Below are 18,676 nucleotides of genomic sequence, written 5' to 3' on the forward strand. Positions count from 1 at the left end.
GGCGGTGTATTAATTTGATTCTTGGAACAAGGGGAAGCGAGCTCGCTCTTGCGCAGGCGGAGAGGGTTGAATTATTGCTTGCAGAATTCAACGTGGACATTCAGCGTGAAATTATCAAGAGCACAGGAGATACATTTACAGATCGCCCCCTACACGAAATCGGTGGGGTGGGTGTTTTTGTCCGTGAACTTGATGATCGAATGTTTGCAGGTGAAGTGGATATTGCGGTACATTCCATGAAAGATCTTCCTACCCAGCGTCCGGAAGGTCTGGCACTGGCGGCAGTTCTCAAACGCGATTCCCCCTATGATGTGCTTCTGACAAAGGATGGCTTGAAAATAGATGAACTCCCGGAGGGTTCTGTAATCGGCACAGCATCCATGCGTCGCAGGGCACAACTTTTACGCTATCGTCCTGATTTACAAATCAAGGAGCTTAGGGGTAACATTCACACACGAATCAAAAAGCTTAACGAAGGTCAGTATGACGGCATACTGCTGGCTAAAGCAGGTCTTGAACGCATGGGTTGGGAAATGAATGCTCAGCCACTGGATCCCAAGGACTTTTGCCCGTCAGCCAATCAGGGAACTATTGCTGTGGTGACAAGAGCTGGTGAAATGGCGGAAGAATTGTGTAATAAGATAGATCATGCGGAATCCAGATTAGCCACCGAAGTGGAGCGTCTTATTATACGGGATGTAGAAGGTGGATGTATTGTTCCCATAGGTTCTTTTGCTGAAGTAATCCGCAATGGAAAGAAGATCCACATTCGTGCGGAGGTTATTTCACTGGACGGTGATCGTACAATTCGGATTGATGAGAAAATACCGGTCGATGATTACAGGGAACATGCACTTGAACTAGGGAAAAAGCTTGCTGATCTTGGCGGCCGGGATCTTGTGTATGAAGCTGTGGAACGGCTGGGTATTTCCAAAGTGGGATGAACAATATGAAAGTTGCCGGAGTTAACCTGAAAAATCCTGTAATCCTTGCTTCAGGTATTATGGGAACGACCGGAGCATCCCTAAGCCGGATGGCACAATCCGGTGCAGGGGGGATTGTGACCAAATCCATAGGTCCCCGCCCCAAAAAAGGTCACAAAAATCCTTCCATGGTAAAACTTGATTTTGGATATCTGAATGCCATGGGACTCCCTAATCCATCTTATTCTGAATTTTCAGAAGAACTCAGGATAGCTGTGGAAAAGAGTGATGTCCCTGTTATTGCAAGCATTTTTGGCGGGAATGCAGAAGAGTTTGTTGAGGTTGCGGAGGGCTTAATGGGAGAATCGCCTGCGGCTTTTGAACTCAATGTCAGCTGTCCACATGCAGAAGGCTATGGAGCATCAATTGGTGTTGATTCATGCCTTGTCGAGGCTATTACTGCTGCGGTTTGTCATGTGGTTGATGTTCCAGTATGGGTGAAACTCACTCCAAATGTAACGGATATTGTTTCTGTGGGACAGGCAGCAGTGGATGCAGGAGCGTCGGCTATAGTGGCAATAAATACTGTGCGTGGGATGGCAATCGATATTTATTCGGGTTATCCGGTTCTTGGAAACCGCTTTGGAGGACTTTCAGGTGACGCTATCCGCCCGATTGCAGTTAAATGTGTTTATGATCTTTACGCCGCACTTGATGTGCCAATAATAGGGGTCGGTGGTATTTCAAAATGGGAGGATGCCATTGAGATGATAATGGCAGGTGCATCTGCTGTGGAAGTTGGGTCTGCGGTCTATGAATCAATTAATGTATTAGGTGACATCGCTCGAGGTATTGATACTTTCCTTGAAGATGCCGGTTATTCTTCAGTAGAAGAAATTGTGGGTTTGACCCACCGGAGGATTTAATGATTCCCATTTACTCAAAAATAATTGAAGTTATTGAAGAAACCCCTTCCACCCGAACTTTCCTGTTTGATGTGGAATTTAGCGATGCCCTTCCAGGTCAATTTGCAATGGTATGGGTCCATGGTGTTGATGAAGTTCCGATGGGGATTTCTTATAAGAACGGCGTAACTGTCCAGAAAGTAGGGGATGCTACTTCCCGCATGTTTGAACTATCCGAAGGCGATTTCATGGGACTGCGTGGTCCATTTGGAAATGGGTTTACACTGCCTTCGCCGAATGAAAAAATTCTCATAATTGCAGGAGGGGTTGGCTCAGCACCCCTGGCGCCTCTGGCCGAGGAAGCTAAAAATATCGGTGCTGACGTTGATATTTTCCTTGGTTCGCGCTGCCGGGATGAACTTCTCTTCAGAGACCGCTTCAATAAAACAGGAAACCTGCTTATAGCCACAGATGACGGTTCAGAAGGAAAATGCGGTTTTGTGACTGATCTGCTGTTAGATGTTGATCTTGGGGAGTATCACAGGATACATGTCTGTGGACCTGAAATTATGATGTATCGTGTTTTTCGGATACTTCAGGACAAAAATATACATGAAAATGCGGAATTCAGTATGCATCGCTATTTCAAATGTGGGATTGGTGTCTGCGGAGCTTGTTGCATGGACAAGTTGGGCCTGCGCGTGTGTCGTGACGGTCCTGTATTCAACGGCAAACTTCTTGAAGATTCCGAGTTTGGGCAGTACGCCAGAGGACCTACCGGTGGCAAATACAAGTTCTGAATAAATTACGATGCTCTTTTGTCTTCAATATCGTGAAGTATCAGGTTAAAAAGCAACAGCAACTGGCTTTCAAACAGAATGATCTCCGAATCCTGCCTGTCTTTCCTTGACGCAAAGAGGATTGTAATTTCCAGATCTTTTTCAGCATATTGTTTTATGGATGAACCTTCAGTAGAGTCATCAGGTCCAATTATTTTACATTCAATCAGTTTCGGATTGAGATATGTGTCAATCCAGCGAATAATTGCTTTTCGATATTTTTCAGATATAGGAAGTTGCTTGGCCCGGCAAAGAGCAAAGCTCATTGCATCATGTTTGGTGAAACACTCCATACATTTAATCCCCATATGTAATTGTGGTCTCTAAACACAAATATTTTCCCCTATTTTCTTGCATTTGTCTATAAATATTAGCGTGATATGTCAAAAACCAAAATGCTTTATACTTATTTCCTATCTCTTAATTGCGGCTTTGAGCATTTGCAACATCAATATCGGAAGTAATATTATGATTGGAAGATTCAGTGATGGCAATAAGCAATTCCATGCCAGAGTGGAAGGAAACACTGTAACTTCCATGGAGAGCAATGTGTCTTATGACATTGATATGCTGGATATTCTTCCTCCAGTAATCCCATCAAAAATCATATGTATTGGTTTGAATTACAGGGATCATGCAAAAGAGCTTCATATGGATATTCCAGAAGAACCGCTTTTGTTCATGAAACCCAGTTCTGCTGTAATTGGTCATAAGGGGCACATTGTATATCCTTCAATCAGCCAGAGAGTTGATTATGAGGCGGAACTGGCTGTGGTTATTGGTGAGAAATGTCGAAACGTGCACGAAAACGCTGAAGATTTTATTCTAGGATATACGTGTTTTAACGATGTAACTGCTCGTGATCTGCAGCAAAAGGATGGGCAGTGGACCCGTGCCAAGAGTTTTGATACATTTGCTCCCATGGGTCCTTTCATTGTTGAAGCTTCTGATTTTGACTTTGAGGATGTGAGTATTTCCTGCAGGGTAAATGGCTCAACAAAGCAGGATTCAAGGACTTCAAACCTGATTTTTGATGTTCCTTTCCTGATTGAATTTATTTCCTCAATTATGACCCTTGAAAAAGGGGATGTTATTGCAACCGGAACACCTCCCGGGGTTGGTCCTCTTAAAAGGGAAGATGTTGTGGAAGTTGAAATTGAAGGTGTGGGTATACTTGAAAATGAGGTGCTATAATGCTTTTTGATCAGATAAATCAGGAACTGGAATTAACCCAAAGGCATCTTGTAGTTCTGAAAAAAGTCATCAAAGACGGTCCGATAGGCATATTGAAAATAGCAGAAGAGACTAAAATGCCTACCCATAAGGTCCGTTATTCCCTGAGAGTTTTGGAACTGGAGGGATTGATTAAACCTTCCACACATGGAGCAGTAGCCGGGGATAGGACTGAGGAATTCCTTTCAGGATTTGAGGAACAGATCACCAGTATCATTGAAAAGGCATCAATGATACGGGATTTGGGTGCAGAATTTTAATTTATTTCCCGAATTTGAGGCAGATATCAATGACTCTTACCAAAGATGACATAAAAACAATAGAGAAGTTTGCTTTCCAGAATGCTGTTAAATATGGACAAGCCCCTCAGGTAGGTGCTGTGATGGGAAAAGTGATGGGAACTTGTCCTCATCTCAGACAACACGCAAAGGATGTTTCGGCAGCGGTTAAAAATGTTGTGGAAGAAGTAGCAGCAGGAACCCCTGAACAATGGCAGGCACGTCTTGAGGAATTGGCTCCTGAGCTTATTGAAGAGCTGAATACTAAAAAGGAGTCAAATAAAGGTCTCAAACCTCTTGATGTTGAAGAAGGGCAGAAAGTGGTAATGAGGTTTGCCCCAAATCCAAACGGTCCGGCAACCCTTGGCAGTGCCCGTGGCATAGTTATCAACTCCGAGTATGTGAAAAAATATGGCGGTACCTTTATCATACGATTTGATGATACTGATCCGCAGACAAAAAGACCAATGCTTAAAGCATATGATTGGTATCTTGACGATTGTGAGTGGCTGGGAGCCAAACCTGACAGGGTGGTTATAGCTTCTGACAGGATGCCTCTTTATTATGAATATGCGGAAAAGCTCATTGAGATGGGTAAAGCGTATGTCTGTTTCTGCACAGCTGAGGAATTCAAGAAATTCAAGGATTCTTCCACCCCATGTCCTCATAGGGAGTTACCTTCTGAGGAACATCTGAAGCACTGGCACAAAATGCTTGAAGGTGAATATGAGGATAGAACTGCTGTTCTCAGGATCAAGACTGACATCCAGCACAAGGATCCTGCATTGCGGGATTTCGGAGCATTCCGTATTGTGAAAACTCCTCATCCACGTAAGGAAATCGGGGACAAGTATGTAGTCTGGCCGCTTCTTGATTTTGAAGGGGCTATTGAGGATCATGAGCTTGGTATGACTCACATCATACGCGGCAAGGACCTTATGGACAGTGAAAAACGCCAGAAGTACATTTATGATTACTTTGGATGGGAGTACCCCAAAACCACCCACTGGGGTCGCATAAAAATACACGAATTTGGGAAGTTTAGCACCAGTTCTCTCAGGAAAGCAATTGAGGAAGGTGTTTACTCAGGATGGGACGATCCCCGTCTTCCCACATTGCGGGCACTTCGCAGGCGGGGTATTCTCCCACAGGCTATACGTAAATTCATGATTGAGATGGGTGTAGGTGAGACTGATGTCAGTATCAGCATGGAATCTCTTTACGCTGAGAACAGGAAACTCATTGATCCGATTGCCAACAGGTATTTCTTTGTACCGGAACCCGTGGAAATGCAAATCGAGAATTCCGAAGCATGTGTGGCCAAACCACGGCTTCATCCGATTGAAGACAGAGGATATCGCACCATTAAAGTTGGCTCAATGGTTTATGTAAGCGGCAATGATGCCGAAGGCTTGAAGGAAGGAGACAGGGTTCGTTTAAAGGATCTTTTCAATGTAGAAGTTGTTTCCATAAATCCTTTTGTTGCAAAATACATCGGTGACTCGGTTGAGGAGATCAAGAAGTCCCGTCTACCTATAATACAATGGGTAGGGGAAGAGTATGTACGGGTAGAAGTCCGTTCTCCGGATGGAATTATTGATGGTTATGGAGAACCAGACATTGCAAATCAGGTTGATGTAATGGTTCAGTTTGAAAGATTCGGATTCTGCCGTATTGAATCAGTAAAAGACAAGAATGTTGTAGCTTATTTTGCTCATAAATGAGCAACTACAACATTTTTGGAAAATAAAAAAGGAAAATAATCAGGCTTCGGCGGCTTCAGCTTCTTCTGCAGCGGAATTTGCTTTGCTGCGAACCTGAATAACCTCTGTCTTCCTGATCTCTACCCTTCTAAGTGGGTAAACAATTTTTGCTGCCCTGTAGATATTTGCTGCCAGCCTTCCGGTGACAATTTCCTCTACAAGCTGTTCAAAGTTAAGTTCAGATGCACGTTTTAATACAGTTTCTTCCATTATCCGACGGATGCCTTTTATCTGGCTGGTCCTGGCACGTTTTACTGTGAATGCTATAGGCTTGATGCGAAGTTTGCGTCCATCTTTGCTTTTTACTTCAATGTTTGCGTCAATCCTTGAGGTTTGCCTCTTTACAATAGAGCGCAGATAATCGGTTGTGATTTCATGGCCGATGAATTTTGTGTTTGCCACGTTGCCGTTTACGTTATCTACAGCAAGACGCAGTTTAATATTATGTTTTGAAAAGTCATTTGTGATGTCACCGACAGTTGTTTCAACAACACGTCCCAGCAGTTTTTCAGAATCATCTGCAGGGGTTACTCCAATGACATTTCTTCCGATAAATTCAGGTGTTTCAATAGTATACCATTCTTTGTTTTTCCATTTGTCCAGTTTTCTCTGTACTTTCCTTGCCAAGTAATTTCCTCCGGTATGAGTGTGATAGTTCGTTAATCAAGCTGTAATCGGGTTATTTGTTAATGGCTTGCCTATAGTGTACATGTCCATATATAAACAAATCGGTTATATTTTCAGAGGAAAGAAATCCCCTCTGGCATTTCCCCAATGCGTTTCCTGAATTCCTCCGGCCAGTTCTCAGGATTAAGGCCCTTTTGTGCAAGGAATACAGATGTCCAGCGTTCCAGCCCTACACCTGAACACCCTGACCAAAGTTCTTCTCCGGATTGTGATTTGACGTTAAATCCGGATGGGTATTTGTTGCCGTTTATGCTTACATTCTGAAATTCCAGCCATTCACCATCTTCTCCACGGTAAGGCAATGGTGCTTCATAATCTGTGGTTCCAGCTTCGCGTTCTTCAGCAATGCCTTCAAGCCCTTCCTGTGCCATGAACCATGGAGTAACCCATGCCTTTCTCCATTCGAGTTCAAGAATCTCATTAAAGATGTGCATATATCTCTCGTGAAGTTCATTTGCGGCTTCAATGGTCTGCTGTTTGTTCCCAAGCCAGACAATTTCAATCCTGTGGAATTCATCAACCCTTTCCATACCATGAATACCCCCGCTCTCATACCTGTGAGAGGTACCAGACCTGTCGAAGACTTTTATTGGGAATTCATCGGTGGGAATGGTTTCTCCCTGCATGAACATCCAAAAGGGGGGACACTGTGCATAGCAAAGGCCGCCTATAGGTTCGCCGATTTTTTCTTTGATGAGTTTCGTTGGAACTTCATGGGTAACTTTGTAATAGTCTGCGACTTCTTCCCAGTATTCAGGGTCCCTTGTTTTTGGGGGGCAGACGTAGTAAATTTCAGGGTAAACGCCCTTTGCGTGGCCGGAACGCTTCCAGACTTCCCACGGGATGAGTTTCGGGAAGATCATTTCTCTGTATCCGAGGGGTTCAAGGAGTTCTTCCAGAACGATTTTCTCAAATGTCCTGAACAATTTGGTTGACTGCGGACCATGAATCCACTGTCCCCTGCTTGGTCCTCGCTTGAGCCAGCCCAGTCGCATCATTTCCTGTGTAGGGTCCTTGTCAAAGATGATTTCTTTCTTTTCACTCTGCCAGAGCAGGTCCCAGTGTTCACCCTTGGCACCGTAGCTCTTCTCACGGATTTTGTCTTCCATTAGTGTGAGAATCCTGTCCGGGACACGGTTTTCCATTTCACTTTCACCTATATCCAGATGGAGGATGAGTTTTCCGTCTGTGTATTCCATGCTGCTGACATGTGGAATCTTCAGGCTGCCCAGATCCTTTTCGGATTCCATGCTGATGGTGAAATCATCTACTTCAATCCCACGAATTCCGATGTGGAATTGTTTGCCGAGCTTTGCAGCCAATGGGCGACGCAGGCGAATCATTGCATCGTGTGCACGGACATACCTGCCAGAGGTGATTGTAAATTTAATCCTGTCGCTACCAATTTCCCAATTTTCTATCTTTGCTTCCTCGCCTTTTGGGGCACCTTTTGAAAGCAGTGCGACAGCGTCATTATTGATAAAATTCTCAATGGCTTCCCGTGCAGTGGTCGGGTCTGCGCTTGTTTTGAATGCGGCTTTCAGCCTGAATTCCAACTCCATTATATATTCCTCTAAATGATGTTATGTGAGCGTAAAGAACCCTTGCGTTGGACCAATGTTACTACAGGTATAATATATCTTGTTTTTGGCTTTGTGGCAGGGAAAATATTGTACAATATTTAAGCATTTTAAAGTTTTGAAATTCTATATATTAACGATTTTGGGAACTAATCAAACAATTGGTAAGTTTTCGTCTCCTTAAATTTTGACGTTTAATAAAAATATTTTCGTAATACAGGATGATGCTTCTTCGCATCAATAGCTTTTTAGTCTGTTCACCAGCGTGTAAATATTTGTCAGGATTTATTATGTAAATATGAAATTCTACACTATTAATATTGTTAATGGTTAATATTGTTCATAATTAATAACTCAAATTAAATTTATATAGACAAATGGGCTACCTATATATTATTAAGTATGACTGATCCCCTATGACCATTAAAAGTAATCAATACAAATATGCCTTTAAAAGTCCAGCCATTTGTTATCAAATAGCAGCTGTATTCTTGTTAACTGTTGTTTTCTATTTTTTCTTGCACGTTTTTACATATACTGGGATGGAATTAGTACAATTTCTACCATTAGTAGGAATTAATCTGGATGTAACAGGAACAAATGCATTCTTACAGTTCCTAACTTATGCATCAATAGGATTTTTCGTATGGGCATGCACCATCTTTGGGATTGTTGTAATTGCCGAGATCTACCAAAGAGTGCTTGCTCACAGGAAACCTCCCGTTATTTCACATTCTGCGGAATTGTAAAATAAAACGTAGTTCCTTTTCCGACTTCTGATTCTATTTTTGTGGTACCTCCGTGAAGTTCCACAAAATTTTTCACCAACGGGAGGCCAAGTCCAGTTCCAGCATAACAGGAATCTGATGCATTTTCAAGTTGCTTAAATGGTTCAAAAATAGTTTCTAAATCATCTTCTTTTATACCGATACCGGTATCTGAAACTTGTACCTGTATTCCATCTTCAATAGAAGTTACTTTAACGTCTATATTTCCACCAGATGGTGTAAATTTTATAGAATTGCTTAGCAGGTTAAAAAGTATTTGTTTAAGTTTTGTACGATCTGCTGTTATTACTCCAACTTCAGGACTTACATTATAATTTAGGTTGATACCTTTCTTCATTGCAAGAGGTGAAATGATTATATTGACATCGTTTATTACGGCTTCAAACTCGAAATCCTCTGTACTTAGCTCCATTTTGCCGGCTTCAACTTTTGAAAGATCAAGGATCTGGTTAATAAGCTCCAGAAGGTACTTTCCGCTCTTTAAAATATTATTAATGTAATGCACCTGTTTTTCAGTGAACTGTCCCTCATTCTTGTATAGTAGAATCTCTGAAAAACCAATAATTGAGTTTAGTGGTCTTCTGATTTCATGGCTCATATTTGCAAGGAACTTGCTTTTTGTATGATTTGCAATCTCTGCTTCAAGCTTTGCAACTCCTAGCTTCTCTTCGTTTTCTTTTTGTAAAGAAATGTCCAGAAAACTTTCTACGAGACACTCCCGACCGTTCAGTGTAATCCATACAGCGGTTTTCAGAATGGGTATTTCTTTTCCATCTTTTTGCAGAAGTGTTTTCTCAGTATTATTCAAAACCTGGTTAAGGTTTGTAATAGGGCATTTTCCTTCTTCGGCAGGACAAACGAATTTGTGACAAATTTGATTAACAACTTTTTCTTTGGGAAGACCAATCATTTTGAGAGCTGTAGGGTTTACGTCTATAATCTTGTGGGTATGTGCGTCAATAAGCAAGATTCCTGCTTGAAAAGAACACACAAGATTTATAGGGGGCAGAAGGAATCCTTTCAAACTCTCGATAAATCGCTCATGCTCTTTTATTTCTTCATCACTGAAACTACTTTTTTCAATATTGTAATTATCCAAGGTATCACCTTCTTTTGGAATATTTTTCCCATAGCTTACGATTTTCAGCAATGAATTGATGTTGATCCGCGATCCTACTCCTTGTATACATCAATGCAGCAGGATGATATAGCTTAAGCACTTTTTTCCCACTAATTTCCCTGCACTTACCCCATTCAAGTTTTCCTCTCCCTACAAATGCGGCTTCTGCAGTATTCCCAAGCAGTACAATTAGCTTTGGATCAAGTAATTCTATTTGCATTTCAAGAAATGGTCTACATTCCTTAAGTTCTTTTTTATTTGGGGTCCGGTTATTAGGAGGACGACATTTGATAGTATTGATGACCGCCCACTTATCGTCATCGAGTCCCATATATTCTATTATATTATCAAGCATTTTGCCGGCTCTACCACAAAATGGCACACCTGTTGCATCCTCGTTTTTGCCTGGGGCTTCCCCGATAAATAGTATTGCAGGATTATTGGAACCTTTCCGAATAACTTTTTGGGTCGCGGTTTTGTGAAGCGGACAACGTGTGCAACTCGAGATTTGCTGTTCCAGTTCTTCCAGTGAAGCGTACTTCATATCTCATTTTCTCTATGGTTTTTAATTTCAAGCATTTCGTCGGCAATCTTTGCGTTTATAAGAAGATCGTCCATCACAGCTATTAATGAAGTAATTTTTTCAGATTCAATATGAATTTTCATTTTCTCTTCAGTGATTTCAGTAGACATATTGGGAAGATTGTCCGGGCACAATGCAGAAGCTAATCTCTCTACTTTTCTACTGTTATCATCAAGAAGTTCGAAGGTAGTTGATATTTTCAGCTTTTAATTCCCCCAAGTTGTTTGGCTGTAATTCCATCAAGGATTTTTAGAAACTCCTCTTCTTTTTCAGGGGGGATTGCTGCACCTGATGCAATGTTGTGCCCTCCACCGGTTCCGCCCACTGAAACGGCTGCCTCTCGCATGGATGCCGCAAGATCAAGTCCTTTGTTTACCAGTGCACGTGTTCCCCTACCGGAAACTTTTACAACATCTTCAACACGGTTCAAGGTAACAAGTGGCATATCTGGATATACATATCGTATTAGTGTGCCGGCAATAATTCCGGTTGCTTCCATGTCATCAGCTATGATATAACGAATCGCGGATTTTTCTTTCACAAGCGATTCTGCATTTTGGATGATTTGAACAAGTTTGCTCTTGTATTCTTTGGTTATCTGAAGTGCTTCAGGAAGCGCAGATTCGTCACCCATGCAAACAGAAAGTGCAAGGGATGCTTTATCCAGTTTCCCACAGCAGTTTGCAATGTCAACCAGATCATATACGTTTTTTACAATTTCATTATTCAGGAGATAAATATCCCCTATGGTAGCATCAATAGCTTCAGGGCTTGCACGCTTTGTGAGTTTCAATGCAATTGCGGATGTGAGTTTTTTTGTTTTATCTTCATCAAGTTTTTCGATATCTCCTGAAACTCCAAGTATTTCAATGAAATTCTCAATTTTATTTTTGTCTCCAGTTATATCAAGATAGGGTTCAACAGAATTCATCAGGACTTCGGCAATATCTCCGTCTCCAACTTTAAGACCTTTGCGTATGGATATAATTCCGTTTTCGATGATTTCTTCCAAAATTTTTCCGTTGGCGTCATTGAAAAGTTGCTTGTCACCAACAGCCCCAGCAATTGCCAGCCCTCCCAAATCAATATTTTTAGGGTTGATGGCTCTTGCAACCATATACGCTGAGGTGGATGCAGACATATGAATTGCGCCGTCAATACCAGCATAGTGAGGGTTTATTGTAGCTTTAGCCGAAGATTCTCCAACCGGGACATGATGATCAATGACTACGATATCATTGGAAATGTTTTTCAGGATTTCTGGCTGTCCGCTTCCCATATCACAAAATACTACAACATCACTATCTGCTATACTTGGTTTTATTCTCTCAATACTTTCCTGATCCAGTCTGCTGAGTATAGTTGTGTGGAATATCTTTCCTTCACGGAGCAGTGCAGTGCAAATAATAGCTGCAGAGGTGATACCGTCTGCATCATTGTGTGATATCACCCGAATTAGATGGCTGTTTTTGATGACTTCAGCAACCATTGATGCCATTTCTTCCATTTGTTCCAGACCTTCCACTTAAAATCCCTCACAAATTAGTGTACTGATTCACCAGGTCTTGTACTGCTTCCTTTCTTCATGACACAACCCACGTTAATGCTGGTATTGATTCCTGTATGGACATCATTTCCCATAATAACTCCAAGTTTTCTCCTGCCTGAATCAACCAGTTTACCCTTTATCATCACTTTTATGCTTTTACCGTCATGTCGAAGGTTTGCATCTTTGCCCCTCCCCTGCGGCCAGCACTATAGCTTTCATGATGTATACAGGTCTTTCTAATAATTTATATGTTGCTAATGAAAAGCTCCTATTTTTTCAGACGTGGGGCGTTCTGTCGGTACTTCAAAATAATTGATTTTTAATTACAAGAAAATCTCGGATCAAAGCTACCACTAGGCAACTTCACGAAACAAAATAAAAAAATGGATACGACCTGCTAGCCGTATCATCTTGTAATAAGCATTTCTGCAGTTTCTGGTTTGTATTTCCAGTCTGCAGGCAGTACCTTGTTTGCCTTATAGTATTTCACAAGCCTGCGAATCTTAGCTTCTGTAAGGTGCAGTGAACGACCATTGTGGACGTCTTTGTGATTCTTTGAAAGGTGTTTCCTCATCCGGATAGCTTTGACAATAAGGTTGTACAGATCTTCCGGGAGGCTTGGAGCACTGTCATTTTCAGCCAAAATAGATGTAATTTTCTTACCGGTGGCAACTTTGACATCGGGTACGCCATAGTTGTCCCTGAGGATCATCCCGATTACACTTGTAGAATTTCCCTGCTTCCATAAGTCGAGAATGATATTTGTAATTTCATCGGCGTCATACATGGACCAAGCTGGAGCTTCTGTGCGTCCAGGCCTTGTAGACCCTGAGTTACCCTTCCTGCGGGTGTGCATTTTTGCCATACAATTTACTCCTTATATAATGATTATAAGATATAGTGTTATTTGATAGGAACAATGGAGAGCTGTCCCAATGGCGAAGTGGAGCTAGTTATCGCAACATCTAATATATACTTTATGCCCTTGTTTTTATCGTTTAATTAGTTCAAGTGCTTCTTCCAGCGTAACAAGTCCCTGTTCTCCAGATGACATTTCCTTTAGTGTGATTTTTCCGGCTTCAACTTCCTTTTTACCTACAATCACGACATAATCAGCTTTCATGTTATTTGCATGGGATAACTGGTTGCGGAAATTTCTTTCCATGATATCAAGGTATACAGGAACATGTTGCCTGAGCTGGCTTGCAATATCAATAGCTTCCGATCTAGTGTCATCAGTAGCTACCACCACAACTTCCTGAATGGGTTTTGGTTGAAGCTTGCAAATTTCCATTATCCTGTCAAAACCAATCCCAAATCCTGTGGATGGAACATCACCTCCGCCAAACAAATGGATAAGCTGGTAAGCCCCTCCACCACAAACCTGGTTTTGGGCACCCAAACCTTCGGCATATATCTCAAAGACCATTCCGGTATAATAATCGAGACCACGTGCTATTCCAAAGTCCACTGAATAATTGACTCCATATGCATCAAGCAAGTTCAGCAGTTTTTCAAAACTTTCAAGTTCCGGTAAATCTCCGACAATTTCTTTTGCCTTTGAAATTGCATTTTCGCCGGAAATACTAACCAATTCAAAAATTTGTTCTCGAAGTTCAATTGGGGCATTTATTGCTTCAAGGTATTCATCGAGTCCCTTGTCATCCTTCTTATCCACAAACCGCATAATTTTATTTTGTTTTTCACCCTCCAGTTCGCGGAGTATGTGACGTATAATGCCAAGGTGACCAACATGGATATCTCCTTTTATACCTACTGATTCCAGTATTTGTTCTGCAAGAGCAATCACTTCAGCATCAGCATGAGGGCTTTTACTGCCGATAACTTCTACACCGAATTGCCAGAATTCTCTGAATCTTCCTTTTTGTGGTCTTTCATAACGGAAGCAATTTTCGAAATAGAATAATTTCAGTGGTAAGGGCCTTGCCTGCATCTCATTAACATACATCCTCATAACAGGTGCGGTGAGTTCAGGACGTAGGGATAAGTCCCTGTTTCCTTTGTCGGTAAATTTGTAGATTTCCCCGATAATTCCTTCACCGGACTTGAGGGTGAATAGATCCAGATGCTCAAAAGTAGGGGTGATAATCTCATGATATCCCCAATGAGTAACTACCTGTCTCATTATACTTTCAACATGCCTTCTAAGGGCGGTATCTTCCGGAAGGAAATCCCTTGTGCCTCTTGGTTTGCTGATTTTCATTGTTGTGCACCTGGAATAGGGTTTTATAATCAATAATACAGGATGGAACTATAGGTCTCCTGTATTTTATTGTTTCTGTTTCGGGTGATGAGTTCTCCTCTTTGAAGAATATATACAACCTCTACATCATATGTCCATGATAATTACGCCTATTGACTTCTATATGGCATTTTTTGATTTAATTATTGTCAATGATGGGTTGAAAGTGCTGTTCAAGTGCCCGGATGTTGGAGTTGGCAGGAATACATGGTCGGGAAGAATGTTGTGGCACATATGGAAAGTATTGAACTTACAAACCTCTACTTGATAAATATGTTTATTCTCCTGAAAATCAAATACTTGTATAATAAAATAAAATGCAGATGTAAAGGTTTGACTTTTTTGAGCATTACCTATTTAAAAGTTAATTAGAATATAATTGCCAGCATGTCTCCTCAGTCCTGTGAACAGGTCATATATGGGAATATCCTATATGGAGAGGAGCTATCGCTTCTTCAGGGATACGTCTGCATAAGAGACGGAGTCATCCGTGAAGTAGTGGAAGAGCAAACCCATTCTGACAACATTCTGATTCCGGGATTTGTAAACTCACATACCCATATTGGTGATTCCGTGTGTAAGGACCCATGCCTCGGGAAATGTGAAAATTTTGTTGTAAAACCTGATCTTGATGCCCTTGTAAAGCCACCGGATGGACTAAAACATCAAATTTTGTCACAAACTTCCCTTTCATCCCTGGTTTCTTCCATGCACGTATCAATTATGGATATGCTTGCAACAGGTACTACAGCTTTTGCAGATTTTCGAGAAAGTGGTGTTAAGGGCGTGGCTGCTATAAAAGAAGCACTTTCGGATGTCAGTATAAGGTATCGCATTTTAGGTCGTCCATCGGGGTGTAATACATCTCCAGAAGCTCTGGAATATGAACTTTCCATGTTGCTGCAGGAAGCAGACGGGCTTGGGATGAGCGGTGCTGACGACATGGATATGGCACTTCTTGAACAGGCATCCTCGATAACTAAATCCAAAAAGAAGATATTTGCAATTCATGCAGCTGAAAAATCCAGAATTGATCTGGAAGATGCACTTTCACTTGATCCAGATTTACTTATTCATTTGACTCAGGCTAGCAAGGATGATATCAGAACTGTGGCTTCACGTTCAATTCCCGTAGTTGTGTGTCCACGATCCAATTTTATTACCGGTGTTGGAATGCCTCCCATTAAAGATATGCTCTCGGAAGGAATTAGCGTTTCAGTAGGAACTGATAATGTGATGCTAAATTCGGTAAATATGTTTTCTGAAATGGAGTTTCTGTCTAAAGTTTTTAGGCTGAATGACAGACAAGTATTTAAGATGTGTACGCTTAATGGTGCTTCAAACCTGGGGTTTAATGATATAGGCCCTATAAAAGAAGGATGTAGCACTGGTATAATTGTGCTTAATGGGGCATCGAATAATCTTCAGGGGATACAGGATATTGTAGCAGGAGTCGTCAGAAGGGCACGTCCAGATGATATTCTTTCAGTAATTAACAATTAAAGATCATTTACAAGCGAGTGGTCAGTGATGAGCAGTGAAATCTACAAGAAAATTTTGATTGCAACCGATGGTTCCGAGCAAAATCGGAGGGCAATTAATTATGGTATTGAGCTTGCAAGGCTTAGCGAAGCAAAAGTGTATGTGATATATGTGGTTGATACTGCTTCCTTTGAGTCCATTCCCATGGATGGAGGTTGGGAAATGATGTATGAACTCCTTGAAAAAGAGGGCCGGGAAATCACTGATACTGTATCTGATATGATAAAAGAAAACAACATTGATGTGGAAAGTCGTGTTCTTGAAGGACATCCAAGTCACGAGATTATTGAATTTGCAGAAAATAATGACATTGATTTAATTGTAATGGGTACTCATGGTAAAAGCGGTTTTGATCGTTTCCTTCTTGGAAGTGTGGCTGAAAAAGTCACAAGGAATTCCAAGGTTCCGGTAATGGTTGTGCGTGACTTCCCAGTAGAAGAAAAATAATACGGATATTGAGGTTCTTTATGGCTGAAAGCACATTAATAAAAGACATTATGGTTACTGATGTAGCGTCTATTACTTTACCCGCATCACGTGATGAAGTCCTTTCAATATTTAAAGAAAAACAGGTATCAGGTGTCCCTGTACTGAAGGATAAAAAGGTTATCGGAATTGTCAGCAGGAGTAATCTACTCAGTAATCCTGAAGAAGAACAAGTGGCTCTCCTCATGACTCGTGATCCTCGTGTTGTATCTCCAGATGAAAATATCAAAGTAGCTGCCAGAATTCTTCTGGAGGCAGGTTTCAGGAGGTTGCCAGTTGTTGTGGATGACGGACGTCTGGTAGGTATGATCACAGTAGCTGATATTGTTCGCAGCATGGCTTCTTTGGACATCGATGATCCTATAGGCAACTATCTTGAGAGAAAGGGAACAGGAGCTGTCTGGGAGAATACTCCGCTGCATGTTGTTGCTCGCCATATGGAGCTTGCAAACGTAAAAGCTGTGCCTGTGATCGATTCAAATCTTGATCTTGTTGGCATAATTTCAGATCGTGATATTATCAGTGCCAGCGTTATTGAAGATACATTAGAAGTTTCTGATCTTTCTGCCGGATCTGATGATGATGAATGGACATGGGAATCAATGCGGGATACCCTGAGCATCTACTACAGTGTTTCCAAGATAAAAGTTCCTGAAATACCTGTTAGTGAATTCATGGTTAGGGACATAATCGGAGCATCTGTCAATATGAGTGTTAGTGAATGTGCTCTCAGGATGAAACGAAATAATGTTGATCAAGTTCCTGTAATGAATGCAAATGGAAAATTCATCGGTTTACTCAGGGATCGTTATCTTTTAAAGGCTCTGCTTGAAAACTGATTTAGGAAGGGTATTCATGAACCGCCCTTTCACGTTTATTAATGCTGCCATCTCTGCGGATGGTAAGCTTTCCACCAAGGAGAGAAGGCAGATCAGGATATCCGGTGATAGAGACTTTGATAGGATGGACGAGTTGCGTGCATCTTCTGATGCTATAATGGTTGGGATAGGTACTGTTCTCTCAGACGATCCAAGCCTGACTGTAAAATCGGAAGAACGTCGAAATTCCCGGAAAGCACGGGGTTTAGATGAAAACCCTACACGTATTGTAGTTGACAGCAAGGCCCGAATCCCACTGGATGCAGATATTTTCCGCAAAGGCGAAGGATTGCGTATAGTTGCGGTTTCAAATGCGGCTTCATTTGATAAAGTGCAACTCTTGCGAACAAAAGCCACTGTCATAATGACTGGTGAGGAAAAGGTTGATCTTGTATCTTTAATGTCCATTCTTCAGGAAATGGGAATAAATAGATTAATGGTTGAAGGCGGTGCAACCCTTAATTGGGGTCTGGTCAGCAATGGTCTTGTTGATGAGATTTACACATTTGTAGGTAATATTATAATTGGTGGTTCAAACGCTCCATCTTTGATTGACGGGGATGGATTTTCAGAAACACAGCTTCAGAAGCTTGAATTACTTGATTCAGAAGTTATTGAGGATGGAATTCTTTTGAGATGGAAAATAAAACAATAAATTTCCGAGAAACATGTGTACGGTTTTGTACAAACAACCCACAACATTTATATCTAAATATATCCCTCAATATCTCACTGGATTGATCTGAAATGGAACACAAAACAGAGTTAATTTTTTTACTTTTTATACTACTGGTAGTTGCCTTTTCCAGTTGCAATATTTTTCCGAAGAGTTTTCTCCCACAGTACGGAGAAGATTCAACAGAAGTTCTGGAGGATATTAGCACCAAACTACAGGAAAAACCTGTTTTGATAACTTTTGGCTCGGATTCATGTGGAGCATGCCAGCAACAGGATATTGTACTTGGATATCTTGAAAACAAATACATTGAATCGGTTTATTTCGTGCACATAGATGTTGATGAACATCCCCGACTTGCAGGTACTTTCGGAGTTTATTTGATTCCGGATACCAGCGTAATTGTCATGGAAGAAGATGGACAGTTTCTTTATATGGGCTATGATGGCAATGTAAGTACTGATCGTCTGACTTCACGAGCGATCGGTCTAACAGATGCGGATGCTCTATCATCGATTCTTGATATGTCAATTGACTACAGAAAAAGCGGAACTGTGGTTCATAATATATCCTGAGGGGCTGA

The 18,676-nt window shown here is 41.4% G+C and carries 20 protein-coding genes and 1 pseudogene; 11 read left to right on the plus strand and 10 right to left on the minus strand.

Annotation, left to right across the window (positions count from 1 at the left end; translation table 11 throughout):
• Positions 1-14: 14 nt before the first annotated feature.
• The 3 genes from hemC to PWQ49_RS05855 are packed head-to-tail and all read left to right on the plus strand — an operon-like array spanning position 15 to position 2,628.
• Complete coding sequence (gene hemC, locus PWQ49_RS05845; RefSeq protein ID WP_300608919.1) at positions 15-944, plus strand: hydroxymethylbilane synthase; 930 nt, start codon at positions 15-17, stop codon at positions 942-944.
• Positions 945-949: 5 nt separating this feature from the next.
• Complete coding sequence (locus PWQ49_RS05850) at positions 950-1,849, plus strand: dihydroorotate dehydrogenase (RefSeq protein ID WP_300608921.1); 900 nt, start codon at positions 950-952, stop codon at positions 1,847-1,849.
• Positions 1,849-2,628 (plus strand): dihydroorotate dehydrogenase electron transfer subunit, encoded by a 780-nt coding sequence (locus tag PWQ49_RS05855; RefSeq protein WP_300608924.1) that lies wholly within the window; start codon positions 1,849-1,851, stop codon positions 2,626-2,628. Before PWQ49_RS05850 ends, PWQ49_RS05855 begins: the two co-directional genes overlap by 1 nt.
• Positions 2,629-2,633: 5 nt before the next feature.
• Here the strand turns inward: PWQ49_RS05855 and PWQ49_RS05860 are convergent, their stop codons facing one another.
• Complete coding sequence (locus PWQ49_RS05860) at positions 2,634-2,960, minus strand: hypothetical protein (RefSeq protein WP_300608926.1); 327 nt, start codon at positions 2,958-2,960, stop codon at positions 2,634-2,636.
• A 175-nt stretch (positions 2,961-3,135) separates the two neighbouring features.
• Between PWQ49_RS05860 and PWQ49_RS05865 the strand changes: the two genes are divergently transcribed.
• From PWQ49_RS05865 to PWQ49_RS05875, 3 genes are read left to right on the plus strand one after another with little or no spacing between them, the layout of a single operon-like run.
• On the plus strand, positions 3,136-3,861 hold the full coding sequence (locus PWQ49_RS05865; RefSeq protein WP_300608928.1) for a fumarylacetoacetate hydrolase family protein: 726 nt from the start codon (positions 3,136-3,138) through the stop codon (positions 3,859-3,861).
• The gene (locus tag PWQ49_RS05870; RefSeq protein WP_300608930.1) at positions 3,861-4,160 is read left to right on the plus strand and encodes a hypothetical protein; all 300 of its coding nucleotides are present in this window, start codon (positions 3,861-3,863) and stop codon (positions 4,158-4,160) included. Before PWQ49_RS05865 ends, PWQ49_RS05870 begins: the two co-directional genes overlap by 1 nt.
• Before the next feature lie 29 nt (positions 4,161-4,189).
• Complete coding sequence (locus tag PWQ49_RS05875; RefSeq protein WP_300608932.1) at positions 4,190-5,902, plus strand: glutamate--tRNA ligase; 1,713 nt, start codon at positions 4,190-4,192, stop codon at positions 5,900-5,902.
• Between the two features lie 39 nt (positions 5,903-5,941).
• Here the strand turns inward: PWQ49_RS05875 and PWQ49_RS05880 are convergent, their stop codons facing one another.
• The 9 genes and pseudogenes from PWQ49_RS05880 to hisS all read right to left on the minus strand — a co-directional run bounded on the left by PWQ49_RS05880 (position 5,942) and on the right by hisS (position 14,472).
• Positions 5,942-6,568 (minus strand): 30S ribosomal protein S3ae, encoded by a 627-nt coding sequence (locus PWQ49_RS05880; RefSeq protein ID WP_300608934.1) that lies wholly within the window; start codon positions 6,566-6,568, stop codon positions 5,942-5,944.
• A gap of 113 nt (positions 6,569-6,681) precedes the next feature.
• Entirely contained in the window at positions 6,682-8,190 is a 1,509-nt protein-coding gene (locus tag PWQ49_RS05885; RefSeq protein ID WP_300608936.1) for a serine--tRNA ligase, read from the minus strand.
• A 741-nt stretch (positions 8,191-8,931) separates the two neighbouring features.
• Positions 8,932-10,095 carry a PAS domain-containing sensor histidine kinase gene (locus tag PWQ49_RS05890; RefSeq protein WP_300608938.1) on the minus strand — a complete coding sequence of 388 codons (1,164 nt, stop codon included), beginning with the start codon at positions 10,093-10,095 and terminating at the stop codon, positions 8,932-8,934.
• Between the two features lie 4 nt (positions 10,096-10,099).
• Complete coding sequence (locus PWQ49_RS05895; RefSeq protein WP_300608940.1) at positions 10,100-10,660, minus strand: uracil-DNA glycosylase; 561 nt, start codon at positions 10,658-10,660, stop codon at positions 10,100-10,102.
• Complete coding sequence (locus PWQ49_RS05900) at positions 10,657-10,902, minus strand: KEOPS complex subunit Pcc1 (protein ID WP_363321822.1); 246 nt, start codon at positions 10,900-10,902, stop codon at positions 10,657-10,659. Before PWQ49_RS05900 ends, PWQ49_RS05895 begins: the two co-directional genes overlap by 4 nt.
• Entirely contained in the window at positions 10,899-12,224 is a 1,326-nt protein-coding gene (locus tag PWQ49_RS05905; RefSeq protein WP_300608941.1) for a DHH family phosphoesterase, read from the minus strand. The genes PWQ49_RS05900 and PWQ49_RS05905 overlap by 4 nt, the downstream gene beginning before the upstream one ends.
• Before the next feature lie 17 nt (positions 12,225-12,241).
• A pseudogene (locus PWQ49_RS05910) lies at positions 12,242-12,427 on the minus strand (glucose-1-phosphate thymidylyltransferase); the annotation flags it as partial.
• A 227-nt stretch (positions 12,428-12,654) separates the two neighbouring features.
• Positions 12,655-13,113 (minus strand): 30S ribosomal protein S15, encoded by a 459-nt coding sequence (locus PWQ49_RS05915; RefSeq protein WP_300608943.1) that lies wholly within the window; start codon positions 13,111-13,113, stop codon positions 12,655-12,657.
• 126 nt (positions 13,114-13,239) lie between these two features.
• A complete protein-coding gene (gene hisS / locus PWQ49_RS05920; protein ID WP_300608945.1) occupies positions 13,240-14,472 on the minus strand; it encodes a histidine--tRNA ligase in 1,233 nt (410 codons plus the stop codon).
• A gap of 426 nt (positions 14,473-14,898) precedes the next feature.
• On the opposite strand from hisS, the gene PWQ49_RS05925 reads away from it, so the two are divergent.
• From PWQ49_RS05925 to PWQ49_RS05945, 5 genes are all read left to right on the plus strand, one after another.
• A complete protein-coding gene (locus PWQ49_RS05925) occupies positions 14,899-16,014 on the plus strand; it encodes an amidohydrolase family protein (RefSeq protein WP_300608947.1) in 1,116 nt (371 codons plus the stop codon).
• A gap of 27 nt (positions 16,015-16,041) precedes the next feature.
• Positions 16,042-16,500: a universal stress protein gene (locus PWQ49_RS05930; protein ID WP_300608949.1), complete on the plus strand. Its 459-nt coding sequence runs from the start codon at positions 16,042-16,044 to the stop codon at positions 16,498-16,500.
• Positions 16,501-16,520: 20 nt separating this feature from the next.
• Positions 16,521-17,378 (plus strand): CBS domain-containing protein, encoded by an 858-nt coding sequence (locus PWQ49_RS05935; protein WP_300608951.1) that lies wholly within the window; start codon positions 16,521-16,523, stop codon positions 17,376-17,378.
• A gap of 16 nt (positions 17,379-17,394) precedes the next feature.
• A complete protein-coding gene (locus tag PWQ49_RS05940; protein ID WP_300608953.1) occupies positions 17,395-18,072 on the plus strand; it encodes a 2,5-diamino-6-(ribosylamino)-4(3H)-pyrimidinone 5'-phosphate reductase in 678 nt (225 codons plus the stop codon).
• 92 nt (positions 18,073-18,164) lie between these two features.
• Positions 18,165-18,668, plus strand: a complete 504-nt coding sequence (locus PWQ49_RS05945; RefSeq protein ID WP_300608955.1) for a thioredoxin family protein — start codon at positions 18,165-18,167, stop codon at positions 18,666-18,668.
• The last annotated feature ends 8 nt before the right edge of the window (positions 18,669-18,676 follow it).

It is taken from the genome of Methanohalophilus sp. (assembly GCF_030156785.1).
Classification (GTDB): domain Archaea; phylum Halobacteriota; class Methanosarcinia; order Methanosarcinales; family Methanosarcinaceae; genus Methanohalophilus.